Source organism: Streptococcus sp. VT 162 (genome assembly GCA_000688775.2).
In the GTDB taxonomy this organism is placed as follows: Bacteria; Bacillota; Bacilli; order Lactobacillales; family Streptococcaceae; genus Streptococcus.
Map to the genome: position 1 here is coordinate 1,588,576 of CP007628.2, position 12,679 is coordinate 1,601,254.

At 43.7% G+C, this 12,679-nt stretch carries 13 protein-coding genes; 1 reads left to right on the forward strand and 12 read right to left on the reverse strand.

Annotation, left to right across the window (positions count from 1 at the left end; all coding sequences use genetic code 11):
- The first annotated feature begins 100 nt into the window (after positions 1–100).
- The gene (locus tag V470_07945; protein ID AHZ48346.1) at positions 101–2,470 is read left to right on the forward strand and encodes an exodeoxyribonuclease V subunit alpha; all 2,370 of its coding nucleotides are present in this window, start codon (positions 101–103) and stop codon (positions 2,468–2,470) included.
- A gap of 47 nt (positions 2,471–2,517) precedes the next feature.
- On the opposite strand, the gene tig is transcribed toward V470_07945, so the two are convergent.
- From tig to V470_08005, 12 genes are all read right to left on the reverse strand, one after another.
- Positions 2,518–3,801, reverse strand: a complete 1,284-nt coding sequence (tig, locus tag V470_07950) for a trigger factor (GenBank protein AHZ48347.1) — start codon at positions 3,799–3,801, stop codon at positions 2,518–2,520.
- Between the two features lie 90 nt (positions 3,802–3,891).
- On the reverse strand, positions 3,892–4,548 hold the full coding sequence (locus V470_07955) for a DNA alkylation repair protein (protein AHZ48348.1): 657 nt from the start codon (positions 4,546–4,548) through the stop codon (positions 3,892–3,894).
- On the reverse strand, positions 4,549–5,181 hold the full coding sequence (locus V470_07960; protein ID AHZ48349.1) for a LuxR family transcriptional regulator: 633 nt from the start codon (positions 5,179–5,181) through the stop codon (positions 4,549–4,551). It lies immediately after the preceding gene.
- Between the two features lie 10 nt (positions 5,182–5,191).
- On the reverse strand, positions 5,192–6,190 hold the full coding sequence (locus tag V470_07965; GenBank protein ID AHZ48350.1) for a histidine kinase: 999 nt from the start codon (positions 6,188–6,190) through the stop codon (positions 5,192–5,194).
- Positions 6,187–6,885: a transporter gene (locus V470_07970; protein ID AHZ48351.1), complete on the reverse strand. Its 699-nt coding sequence runs from the start codon at positions 6,883–6,885 to the stop codon at positions 6,187–6,189. Before V470_07970 ends, V470_07965 begins: the two co-directional genes overlap by 4 nt.
- 166 nt (positions 6,886–7,051) lie before the next feature.
- The gene (locus tag V470_07975; protein ID AHZ48352.1) at positions 7,052–8,053 is read right to left on the reverse strand and encodes an isopentenyl pyrophosphate isomerase; all 1,002 of its coding nucleotides are present in this window, start codon (positions 8,051–8,053) and stop codon (positions 7,052–7,054) included.
- Positions 8,037–9,044, reverse strand: coding sequence for a phosphomevalonate kinase (locus tag V470_07980; protein ID AHZ48353.1), 1,008 nt, complete (start codon positions 9,042–9,044; stop codon positions 8,037–8,039). Before V470_07980 ends, V470_07975 begins: the two co-directional genes overlap by 17 nt.
- Positions 9,031–9,984, reverse strand: a complete 954-nt coding sequence (locus tag V470_07985) for a diphosphomevalonate decarboxylase (protein ID AHZ48354.1) — start codon at positions 9,982–9,984, stop codon at positions 9,031–9,033. The genes V470_07980 and V470_07985 overlap by 14 nt, the downstream gene beginning before the upstream one ends.
- On the reverse strand, positions 9,966–10,844 hold the full coding sequence (locus tag V470_07990; GenBank protein AHZ48355.1) for a mevalonate kinase: 879 nt from the start codon (positions 10,842–10,844) through the stop codon (positions 9,966–9,968). The genes V470_07985 and V470_07990 overlap by 19 nt, the downstream gene beginning before the upstream one ends.
- A 117-nt stretch (positions 10,845–10,961) precedes the next feature.
- A complete protein-coding gene (locus V470_07995) occupies positions 10,962–11,084 on the reverse strand; it encodes a choline-binding protein C (protein AHZ48356.1) in 123 nt (40 codons plus the stop codon).
- Positions 11,085–11,091: 7 nt separating this feature from the next.
- Positions 11,092–11,886: a hypothetical protein gene (locus tag V470_08000; GenBank protein ID AHZ48357.2), complete on the reverse strand. Its 795-nt coding sequence runs from the start codon at positions 11,884–11,886 to the stop codon at positions 11,092–11,094.
- Positions 11,887–11,986: 100 nt separating this feature from the next.
- Positions 11,987–12,676 carry a transcriptional regulator gene (locus V470_08005; GenBank protein ID AHZ48358.1) on the reverse strand — a complete coding sequence of 230 codons (690 nt, stop codon included), beginning with the start codon at positions 12,674–12,676 and terminating at the stop codon, positions 11,987–11,989.
- Between the last annotated feature and the right edge of the window lie 3 nt (positions 12,677–12,679).

Below are 12,679 nucleotides of genomic sequence, written 5' to 3' on the forward strand. Positions count from 1 at the left end.
TCAGTCTCTTTTTCTATTGCGAGAAGAAGACCTTTTAGTCTCCTAGCTTGTTGAAAGAAGCTAAGGGTCCAACTCTCACGAACTCATGTAAAGGAAAACTATGGAAGTTTATTTTTCAGGCACCATTGAACGGATTATTTTTGAAAATCTCAGTAATTTTTATCGCATTCTCCTCCTAGATATTGAAGATACGGACGCGGAGGACTTTGACGATTTTGAAATCATTGTTACAGGAACTATGGCGGACGTGATTGAGGGTGAAGACTACACTTTTTGGGGGCAAATCATTCAGCACTCCAAGTATGGAGAACAGCTACAGATCAGTCGTTATGAGCGAGCAAAACCAACTAGCAAGGGCCTCGTCAAGTACTTTTCTAGCAGTCATTTCAAGGGAATTGGTCTCAAAACTGCTCAGAAAATCGTCGATAGCTATGGTGAAAATACCATTGACGAAATTCTGGAACATCCTGAAAAGCTAGAAAGTATTGCAGGACTCTCTGCCAAAAACCGTGAGGCTTTTGTTTCCACCCTTCGTCTTAACTACGGAACCGAGATGGTCTTAGCTAAACTAGCTAACTACGGCATTCCCAATAAACTGGCCTTTCAGATTCAAGACTTTTACAAGGAAGAAACGCTGGATATTGTCGAAAACTATCCCTACCAACTGGTTGAAGATATCAAAGGATTGGGTTTTACCATTGCAGACCAATTGGCTGCCGAACTAGGCATCGAAAGTCAAGCTCCCGAGCGCTTCCGTGCTGGCCTTGTCCATAGTCTCTTTCAAGGTTGTATGGATACAGGCGATACCTATATGGAAGCCCGAGATTTGCTGGAACAAACCCTGACTCTCCTCGAGTCTTCCCGTCCTGTGGAACTAGACCCCAGTCAAGTAGCTCAGGAATTATCTCATTTGATCGAAGAAGACAAGGTTCAGCAGATTGATACCAAAATCTTTGATAACAGCCTCTTTTTCGCTGAAGAAGGCATTCGCAGTCACTTGGTTCGTATCCTTGAAAAAGGAAAGCAGAAGAGTCAGAACTTAGAAACCATTCACAAGTATATCGCTACTGTCGAGCAAGAACTGGGCATTCAGTACGATACCATTCAAAAACAGGCTATCTGCGACGCTATCCAGAACAAGGTCTTTATCCTGACAGGTGGGCCTGGTACAGGTAAGACGACTGTTATCAATGGAATTATCGCTGTTTATGCCCTTTTAGAAGGGCTTGATCTCAGGAAGAAAAGCAACCTGCCGATTCTTCTCGCTGCTCCAACTGGTCGAGCGGCTCGGCGCATGAATGAATTAACAGGTTTGCCTAGCGCGACCATACACCGTCATTTGGGGATGACAGGAGACGATGATACCAGTCATCTGGAAGATTATCTGGATGCCGACTTTATCATTGTAGATGAGTTTTCCATGGTGGATACTTGGCTAGCTAACCAACTCTTCTCCAACATCTCTTCTAACAGTAAAATCCTCATCGTGGGAGACAGCGACCAGCTACCTTCTGTCAGTCCTGGCCAAGTTCTGGCCGACCTGCTCCAGATTGCACTGATTCCCCAGACTCGCTTAGAACGGATTTACCGTCAGAACGAGGAATCAACCATCGTCACCTTGGCAAGTCAGATTCGACAAGGCATCTTGCCAGCCGACTTTACCCAGAAAAAAGCAGACCGCTCCTACTTTGAAATCGCTAGCGGCCATATCCCAGCTACCATTGAGAAAATTCTTGGCGCTGCCCTCAGAAGTGGTATTTTGGCTCGCGATATTCAGGTGCTAGCGCCTATGTATCGAGGAACTGCTGGCATTGACGCCATCAACCAGCTTATGCAAGACCTGCTCAATCCTCAGCAAAAGGGGCAAGTTAGCTTTGAAGCAACTCAGTGTCACTATCGAATAGGTGACAAGGTCATTCACCTAGTCAACGATGCCGAAGTCAATGTCTTTAACGGAGACCTAGGCTACATCACAGATTTGATTCCTGGAAAATACACCGAGTCTAAACAAGATGAGATTGTCATTGATTTCGATGGCAATGAGGTCATCTATCCTCGAAACGAATGGTACAAAATTCGTCTAGCCTATGCCATGAGTATCCATAAGTCGCAGGGAAGTGAGTTTCCCGTTGTCATCCTTCCCATCACCAGTTCCAGCAAGCGCATGCTGGAACGCAATCTCATCTATACAGCTATTACACGGGCCAAGAGCAAACTCATCCTTCTTGGCGAATTACAGGCCTTTGACTATGCAGTCAAGCATATCGGAACTGCCCGCAAGACCTATCTGATTGAGCGCTTCAGTGATTTAATTGAAAATAATATTGAAGAAAGTAAACAAGCCTTCTCTGAAACTACCACAGCAAGTGACTCTGAACAATCCTACATCCTCACCGAGGAAAACTGGTCTAGTATTCCAGCCATGATCGGGATTACAGACGCAGACCTCAAAGAGATTTTTGGAAAATAGACCAGCAGAAAACCCACCTAGTCAGGTGGGCTTTTTATCTTTTAAGATTATTTTACAGTTGCTGTGCTTGTGATCAATTCAACAGCTTTTTTGATTGCGATATCGTGTTTCAACATATCAGCTGAAAGCAAGTTTTGAACTTGTGCCACTTCCATGTTGTAATCTGCTGCTAATTGCTCGATTTCTTTTTGGATTTCTTCTTCTGAAGCGTCAAATCCTTCAGCTTTGGCAACTGCTTCGATAACAAGGTTAGTCTTCGTACGTGACTCAGCCTCTGCTTCGTATTGTTTGTGAAGGTCTTCTTGAGTAGTTCCTGTGATTTGGAAGTACATGTCAGGGTTGATACCTTGACGTTGCAAGTTTCCAAGGAATTCATTTACTGAACGGTGAACTTCTTCGTGGATCATTTCTTCTGGAAGTTCTACGATTTCAGCATTTTCTACAGCTTTATCGATTGCTGCACCTTCAACGGCATCTTTGTATGCTTCTTCTTTTGCAGCAGTCAATTCTTTGCGGTATTTTTCTTTCAATTCGTCAAGAGTTTCCACTTCTTCGTCGATATCTTTTGCAAGTTCATCATCAAGAGCTGGAACTTCTTTAGCTTTTACTTCGTGGATAGTTGTTACGAATTTAGCTTCTTTACCTGCAAGGTCTTCTGCTTGGTAGTCTTCTGGGAATGTTACGATAACATCAACAGTTTCACCAGCTGAGTGTCCAACCAATTGGTCTTCAAAACCAGGGATAAATTGACCTGATCCAAGTCCAAGTGAGAAGTTTTCACCTTTTCCGCCGTCGAACTCAACACCGTCGATAGAACCAACGAAGTCAATAACAACAGTGTCGCCATTTTCAGCAGCGCCTTCTTTGATAACCAATTCAGCCAAGTTGTTGCGTTCACGTTCGATACGTTCTTCAACGTCAGCGTCAGTTACTTCTTTTTCTACATCAACTGATACTTCAAGGTTTTTGTAGTCGCCCAATTTAACTTCAGGTTTTGTCACGACTTCAGCTGTGATAACCCAGTCTTGACCTTTTTCCATTGAAGTTACGTCAATTTTTGGTTGCGCAACGACTTCAAGACCAGCTTCTTTTACTGCAGCTTCATAAGCGTTTGGCAAAAGTGCGTTCATTGCATCTTGATAAAGAGCTTCTTCACCAAATTTTTGGTCGAAGATAGGGCGTGGAAGGTGACCTTTACGGAAACCAGGAACGTTAAGAGTTTTCTTTACTGAGTTAAATACACGGTCCAATTCTGGTTTGATTTGGTCTTGAGAGATAGTGAAAGTCAAGACACCACGGTTTGTTTCTTTGTTTTCAAATGATACAGACATTCTGTCATTTCTCCTTAAAATTTTTAATACAGTCCATTATACCATATAATAGCGACTTTTTTCAAGTAATGAATGCGCTTTTCAATAGTGCTAGAGGTACTTGCTCGCTTCCTTTATACTAAGTTCAGCCATTCGTTTCTTATTTTTCTCAATATAACGTGCTACCCATTCGGGATTGGTTTTAGAGTAGTCTCTTAGAGCCCAGCCGATGGCTTTGTTGATAAAAAATTCTGTCTGGTCCAGATTGTTGACCAGGATCTTTTCCATCAGTTGGACATTTGTTTTTTCTTTTCTTAACAACTGGTGGTCAATAGCGACTCGCCTCAACCAGATATTGTCTGATAGGCTCCATTTTAAAAGCACTTCTTCAAGTTCCGGATGGTTAGCCACTAAACTTCCTACTACTCGATCTAGAATATCTACCGTGTCCCACCAGGACTTGGTCACGACCAGACGCTCAAGTTTAGGCAAATCGTCCTTCGTTAGATAAGTCTGCATGGCTTTCAAATAGTTGGCAGCCACATATTGGTATTCTCTAGGCTCCTTTTCCCAGCAAGTGTCTACAAAATCCCAATCGATAATCTTTGTTTTTTTCGCTTCTGGAAAATACTTTTTATAGAGTGAATTTCTTTCAGGACCTGCAATACCTAGAAAGGGAAACTGATGGCGCATATAGGCTTCCATTGGGCCTGCTTTCTCAGGGTCTTTTCCCGCTTCTAGCTCCACAAGTAAATCTGTAAGATTCATCTAAAAATCCTCCTGCCCTACCAAGTGGTGCTGAAAGGCATAGACTGCAGCCTGAGTGCGATCGCTGACCTCAAGCTTGGCTAGGATGTTGGATACATGGGTCTTCACCGTCTTTAGGGAGATAAAGAGTTCATCTGCAATGCGCTGATTTTCATAGCCCTTGGCGATGAGTTGAAGCACGTCTCGCTCACGCGCAGTCAGTTCTTCATGAAGCTCTATATGATTGCGGTGGTATTCGACTTTCTTACTAACTTCTTGCTCAATGGCCAACTCCCCAGCAGCAACCTTACGAACTGCATGAAGCAGTTCGTCTGCACTAGAAGTCTTGAGCATATAACCTTTGGCACCAGCGTTCAAGACTGGCATGATTTTTTCATTGTCCAAGTAAGAGGTCACAATCAAAATCTTGGCTTCAGGCCATTCTTTGAGGATGGACAAGGTTGCATCAATCCCATTTATCTCAGGCATGACAATATCCATGACAATGACATCTGGACGCAATTCCAAGGCCAAGTCAATACCTTGAGCCCCATTGGCAGCTTCGCCCACAACTTCTACATCGTCTTGGAGGTCAAAATAGCTTTTCAAGCCCAATCGGACCATTTCATGGTCATCTACCAGTAAAATTTTCATCTCTACTCCTTTATGATTCCTTATCTAACAGGGGAATACGGATATCGACCGCCAGTCCTTGCTTAGGTGCTGTCAAGAGTTGAACCGTTCCTGCCATATCTTCGACTCGCTCCTTGATGTTTCGCAGTCCATAACTCAAGTCATCTAAACTCCCCAACAGGAAACCAATCCCATTATCCACCACCTTCAGCTGCAATTCAACATCTGTCTGATAGAGGTAGACATCCAAACAAGATGCCTGGGCATGGCGAAGGGTATTGCTAATCAATTCCTGCAAAATGCGGAAGATATGCTCTTCGATTTTCTTGGGCAATTTAGACACATTTTGCTTGAGACTAACCTTGAGATCACTCTTGTCCTCAAGCTCTTTTAAGAGGATTTGAATCCCCTCAATCAAACTCTTCTCTTCCAACTCAACTGGTCGCAAATGTAGGAGCAAGACCCGCAAATCTTTCTGGGCTGTTTCTAGGATAGCTGCGACACCTTGCAACTGGGTCTGCATCTTTTCTCTATCCAGCTTCAAAGCCTGCTGACTGACACCTGATAAAATCATATGGGCCGCAAACAACTCCTGACTAACCGTATCGTGCAGGTCACGTGCTATCCGCTTCCTTTCTTTCTCGATGATTGCTTCTTCCTTGACCAGGCTTTGATTTTCAGCCTTTTGAACAGCCTCTGTCAAGAGGTTAAGCTTGCCAGACAAGGACTTAAAACTGGCATCCAAGTCTGGATCTGCAAAGGCAACCACCTCTTTTCCTGCTAGCAGTCGCTTGAGATTGACCTGCATTTTTCTGCGAGAGACTTCTTCTATCACGCGCCAAAAGAGGACAAAAAAGAAGGTCATGGAAAGGCTAAAGACCAAGATCAAGAAGATGATTTTCTCTGTTTTCTCGATATCCTGTAGCAAATAGGACCAATCAAGATTTAGAATATCAAGCAGACTATTAGCCAAAAAGAGAATAAAGAGGAGTGAAGTCAGGCCGATTAACAGATAAGATTGCTTTTTCATCCTCTGACCACCTCCACATCGCCAACCATAGTAGTTAGGAAAATCTTGACGCTCTTGTTACTCTTGAGATAGTCCCTGGTTTCCTGATGATAGTGTTCATTGCGAAGGGATCTCTTAGGCTGATGAAGGAAGGTAAGATCTCCATAGAGGCAGTTGACACTGAGACTGATTTCCACATCTACAGGTACGATAATCCTAGTCGTTCCGATCATCTTTCTAAGGATAATGACATTGTCATGATTGGTTAGGATAACTCTTTCCAAATGAATGGTGTCCTTGCCCATGAGGCGAAAGAGGTTGATATCATCAAATTGGCAGGTCTGGTGGCTAGAAAAATGATGGAGATTGCCAAACCAAGGATTGCGTTCATTTTTCACCGTTACCACCTCTTCAAAGACCAAGTCGGTCTCCTCTCTTTCTTGATTCATCATCGGATAGAGAAGAAAGAGACTGTATATGACCGCTACAAAGATGGCTAAAATCACAAAGGGATTGAGCATGACGATGAAAAAGAAAAGAATGGTTGCTACAAGGAGGAAAACGTTGTTGCCCTCTTTACCTGTATAATAACGAAGCAAAAGCAAAAAGAGGAATAGAATCAGCAGAAAACGCGAAAAATGCTCTGATACCATCAAAATCAGAGCTCCCGTCAATAGACAGGCTTCGATAAATAAAAAGATTTGAAATTTTTTCATAGATGCATCCTCTCCCTTCTATTTTATCACAATTCAAAAAAGTCACCTCGGTCTGAGGATGGAAAAAGGAGATTGGGCAGAAATCGCTCCTACAAGCTTGGTTCTTTCAGCTCACTACAGTTGACAAAAGGCTACAAAAAAGGGCGGGATTCTTGTCCCGACCTCTCTACATCTGATCTTTTGCTTCTTTTAGTTTACCATAAAGAATATAGTCTACGTTTTGCAGATCCGCTATGGTGGCACAGTTAAGGGCACACATGATCAAGCGTAAATCTTCTTTCCAGCCTTGGACAATGCTAATCACCTCTTCGACGGAGTAGGTTTCAATCAACTCAAGAACGGTACGTGACAGTCCTATAGCCTTGGCACCAAAGACCAGGCACTTAATCATATCAAGAGGATTTCGAACCCCTCCGCTGACCAAGAGTTCGACCTTTTCTTTCCAGTCTTGGGCATTGAGGAGGGCTTGCATGGTGGACTGGCCCCATTGATTGAGGTAATCACGCTGACCACTGCGACGGTTTTCGATATAAGCAAAGCTGGTACCACCACGACCCGACAGGTCAACCGTTCGAACACCCAATTCATAGGCTCGTTCGATGGTCTTCACATCCATCCCAAAACCTACTTCCTTGAGAATAATAGGAACGGGGATTTGCTTGCTATAGTCTGCCAGATGCGATTGCCAGCTTCGAAACTTTCTTTCTCCCTCTGGCATGAGCAATTCCTGCATAACATTGACGTGCACTTGTAAAAGAAGAGGATTCATCTCTTGCACAGTCTGAAGTCCCAACTCAACAGGCTTGTCCAATCCAATATTGGTTCCAAGGAGCAGCTTTGGATGGCTGGATTTGACAGAAAAAGAATCATCTGTTGGATCTTTTAGGACTGCACTATAAGAGCCCGTTACAAACAAAATCCCACAGGCTTCTGCCACCTGAGCCAGTTTTTGATTGATTTCTTTACCTTTTTTGCTCCCACCTGTCATGGCATTGATATAAAAAGGAAAGTCCCACTTTCGACCTGCAAACTCTGTAGACAAATCAATCTCATCCAGGTCATAAAGAGGCAGGGAAGAATGAATCAACTCCACCTCATCAAAGCTATTATAGGAACTTTTCTGCTCAAGGGCATAGCGGATGTGCTCATCCTTACGATTTGTCGTCATGTCCTATCCTTTCTTGGTATAAGAGCTCAATCCCCAGATCGGCCCAACGGTTTTTTAAGGTTTCAGTTGATTGCTCATCAAAACTCAAGGCAATGCCACAGTCACCACCACCAGCGCCACTACTTTTGGCAACAGCCAGCAAATCTTGACTGGCTTCTTTCAACTGTCTCAGCGAAGGCGTGTAAATATCTGGGCTCAAGCCTTCTAAAAGCTGACTGGCTGTTTCCACCTGATCGATAATTTTTTCTGCATTCCCCTGCTCCAAGGCTTCTACCAAAGTAACCACTGTTGCTTTTGAGGAAGTTAAAAAGTTCTGGTCTATGTTTTGTTTGATTTGCTTGACCATTTGACTCGATACGGCCACTTGCTTGGTCCATCCCACTAGGAAATCACATTCTAGGCCCGGTTGCACTTGTGAGATAGAAAAGCCCCAGTCACGCTCCAAAACCGTCGCCAAGCTTTCTTCTTCCAACCACGCAGCTATCTTCTTTCGATCAAAAGACTGGTAGAGAACCAAATCTTCTGCCACAATACAGGCAAGGTCTCCCATAGAACCATTGTCGCCTCGCTTGAGCAAGACCGCGCTAGCCAGCTTAAACAAGAGTTCCGGATCAACCGTAATATCATATAGAGCCAGCAGGGCCTTAATCACCAAGACAACGACGCTACCACTAGAACCTAGACCAAACTTTTTGCCTTCCCGTTCCATTTTTCCACGGATTTCCAAGGAAAAAGGTCGCAAAGTCTGACCACGATTGGCGAGGAAGTCCCCCATCAAAGCAATAGTTTCTTGAATCAAACTGTAGTCAGGATTTGGCGTCAAGTCCACTGCAAAATCAAACAGATCTGAGTAGATACGGTAGCTGTCAGAAAAAGCAATCTCAGCCTTCATATAGATGGGGATGGCCTTTATCAAGGCCAACTGCCCTGGCTCTAGAATAGCATATTCACCTGCCCAATAGAGTTTCCCGCAAGTTTTAACAGCAATCATCTTGGCTCAAATCCTTTGTTTTTGACACAATCAAGCGATAACGTTGACCAAAGATTTCAGATAGATGATCCAAATCTTTCTCCTGACAGAGGACCTTGACATTGGGACCGGCATCCATTGTAAAGTAACAGGCTTCACCTTGCTCACGAAGCTGACGAACAAAGTCCATCGCTTCATAGGACGCATCCGTTAGATATGAAAAGGCTGGACTAGCAGTCTTGGTCGTAGTGTGCATAGCAAGGGCATTTTTCTCCGTTAGTTCCCCAATCTTGGCAAAGTCATTATCTTTGAGATAGACCAGCATCTCCTGATAGTCCTTTTCAGACTGGCGCACCCAGTCGTCAAAAGTCGTCGAGGTTTCCACACAGAGTTTCATCCCATCACGGCTAGAGATTGGTTTTTTCTTGTCCTCCAGCACCAACATAATCATAGCTAGTTTCAAGTCTGTTTCTACAGGGTAAATTTCCCCGCTATCCTTATCCCAAGCACCTAGCGGTCCATAAAAACTGCGAGAGGACGACCCTGAGGCAAACTTAGCCTCCTGCGCCAACTGGCTCCGATTCAGACCAAGCTGGAAATAAGCATTGCAAGCCTTGACCAAGGCGGACAAACCACTAGAACTGGATGACAAGCCAGCCGCAGTCGGCATGTTGTTTTGGGTATCGATACGAACAAATCCCTCACCTTCTGGACGGTAACGGTCGATGATTTTGCTCATCTTGGCATGTTCAGCCTCACTCTGAAGCTGACCATTGATATAAAATGTATCCGCCGTCGCATGGACTGGTAGAGGCGACAAGGTCGTTTCCGTATACATGTTTTCCAAAGTCAATGAGATACTGCTAGTAGCAGGCACCATCTCTTTTTCTTTTTTCTTTCCCCAGTATTTGATAATGGCAATATTTGCGTAGGAACGTACGGTTACAGGCTTTCGATCCATGTCTGAACAGCTCCTTTCTCTTCTAATCGTTTTGCTAGTTCTTCTGCTTGATCCAGATTGGCTACCAAGGCGATAATACAGCCTCCTAGCCCACCCCCACTCATCTTGGCACCTAGAGCACCATGGCTAAGAGCCGTTGCAACAAGGGAGTCTGCTTCAGGGCTACTGACACCAATTTCTTTTAAATGTAAATGCGCTTGACTGAGGATTTGTCCCAGTTCCTCAGCATCTTTTCGTCTAATCGCAACTTCTGCTTGCTGGGTCAATTCTCCCAAGGCATGCAAAAACGGTAGGGCATCCTTGCCCTTACTTTGAACCACTTGGATGGCTTCACGAGTGTGACCATAAACACCCGTATCTGCAATCACCAAATAGGCAGATAGGTTCATCTCAAGTTCTGTAAAACCAACATTCTTGATAAAGCGAATGGGTTGGTCACTGAGACAGGTCTTGGCATCCAACCCGCTTGGATTCATATGGGCAATCATCTCAGCCCGATTGACCAGTATTTCCAGTACATCATGAGGCAGATTGGCTTGATAGTAGTCAAATACCGCACGTATGGCCGCTATGCTGATAGCCGCTGACGAACCCATTCCCCGTTTTTCAGGGATAGCTGAGTCAATCACACATCGAATGCAAGCTTCTTTGATATCCAAATACTCCAGCGATGCATAAACTGCCATGGACAAGGTATCCTCCTCATAAAGACGCCACGGATTTTCAGCAGGGACCACCTTACATGTCACCTCCACCTCCAAAAGAGGTAGGGAAATGGCAGGATAGCCGTATACGACAGCGTGCTCTCCTATTAAAATAATCTTACTATGTGCCTGACCGACACCAACTTTTTTTGTCATGTTTTCCTTTAACCAGACGAAAAGACCGTCTCATTTCATACAGTAGTATTTTCTCCTATCTATTTTATTATATTTTCACAAAAAAAGCGATTGTTTCCTTCACAATCGCCTCTTTCATTATTGAACCCATTCGCCATTATAGTTGACCGAATAGCCTTCTACGGTCGTATTCACTGCTAAAGCACCTGAGCTGTATGCGTAGTACCATTTGCCATTGACCTGGAACCAGCCTGTCTTCATATCTCCATTACTTGCATGTAAGTAGTACCAAGTCGAACCTACCTGATACCAGCCAGTCGCCATGGCTCCTGATGAACGAGCCAGTCGCCATGGCTCCTGATGAACGGAGATAGTACCATTTATTACCAAGATGTTGCCAACCTGTTTGCATGATGCCAGTTGTTGGATCTAAGTAGTACCATGGAGCAGGTTTGCTTCTATCAATGCCAAAAGTAACATGGAAATCTTGAGTCCAACCCTTAGCAACTTCACCAATTGGTAGTGGATTGTAAGAATCATCGCCAGAAATTCCTAGCTTATTTAAATAATACCAATTGCCGTCTTCATAAGTCCAGCCTGTCTTTACAGCATAATGATTATCAAAATAATAAGTTCTCTTTTCAGGAGATGGAGGATATTGTTCACCATATACTTTTCCTGTATTTTCAGACGTTTTTGCCTCTAGTACTTGTTTATCTGTTTGTTCTAGCAAAGCACCATCTGAGCTAAAATAATACCATTTTTGTTGGAGTCCGATTTCATTAACTGGTTGGTTATCTAATAAATTATCACGATAACCTGTTCCAGGAATTTCTAAGTATTGCCAACCGACAACCATCTCTCCTCTACCACCAAAATAGTACATTTTCCCGTCTATTTTATGCCAGTAGATAGCCTTATTCTCATCTTTTATATAATATTTTCTATTGTCCTTTTCAGCAAACTGTCCACCTGTGGTATCCGCCAATACGGTACTTGTCGCTAGCAAAGCAAAGAAAAAGACTGCTAGTCCAACTTGCATCATTTTTTTCAAAAATTTCATTAGATTTTTCCTCCATAACTGATTGTAGCAAAGGTCTGATTGTATGTCAATATAGAAAAATTCACAAAAAAGCAGTTCCAAATGAACTGCAACTGCTTTTCTATTCTTGCATGGTGTAACCAACACCACGCACGGTTTTAATGTAGCTTTTTTGACCTTTTACGTCAAGCTTGCTACGTAGATAACGGATATAAACATCCACGATATTGGTTTCTGTCGCACTTTCGTACTTCCAAACACTTTCCAACAACTGCTCACGAGTCAAGACCTTCTTGCTTCCCATGAGAGTAGCCAAGAGGTCATACTCACGGCGCGTCAGAGCAATCATCTCCTCGCCACGATAAACGGTATGATGTTCTACATCCATACGTAGGTTGCGGTAAGACGTTGGAACCTTCATCTGACTACAGTGTTGGTCAATGAAGTCCCGACCTCGGAAAATCGCTGAAATACGAGCTACTAGATTATCAATAATCACTGGCTTATAGATGTAAGAAACGGCGAAGCGCTGGATTGTCTCAATCTGGTCTTGCAATTCTTCGCGATGGTCCAAGACCATAATCACTGAGGCTGGTTTTGTTCGACTCAGCCTCTCTGCAAAATCCTGGGCCGTCATATCCCCCAGACGAGCATTCAGTAAAATCAAGTCATAATCTGTCTGGAGAGCCATGGAGAGGGCTTTTTGCCCCTCCTCGACCAGATCAACACGGTATTGCTCTTTTTGGAGTTCCAGACTGAGAAAATGAGCGAGATTTCGTTCTTTCTCAAGTAATAAAATCCGTTTCCCCATGGC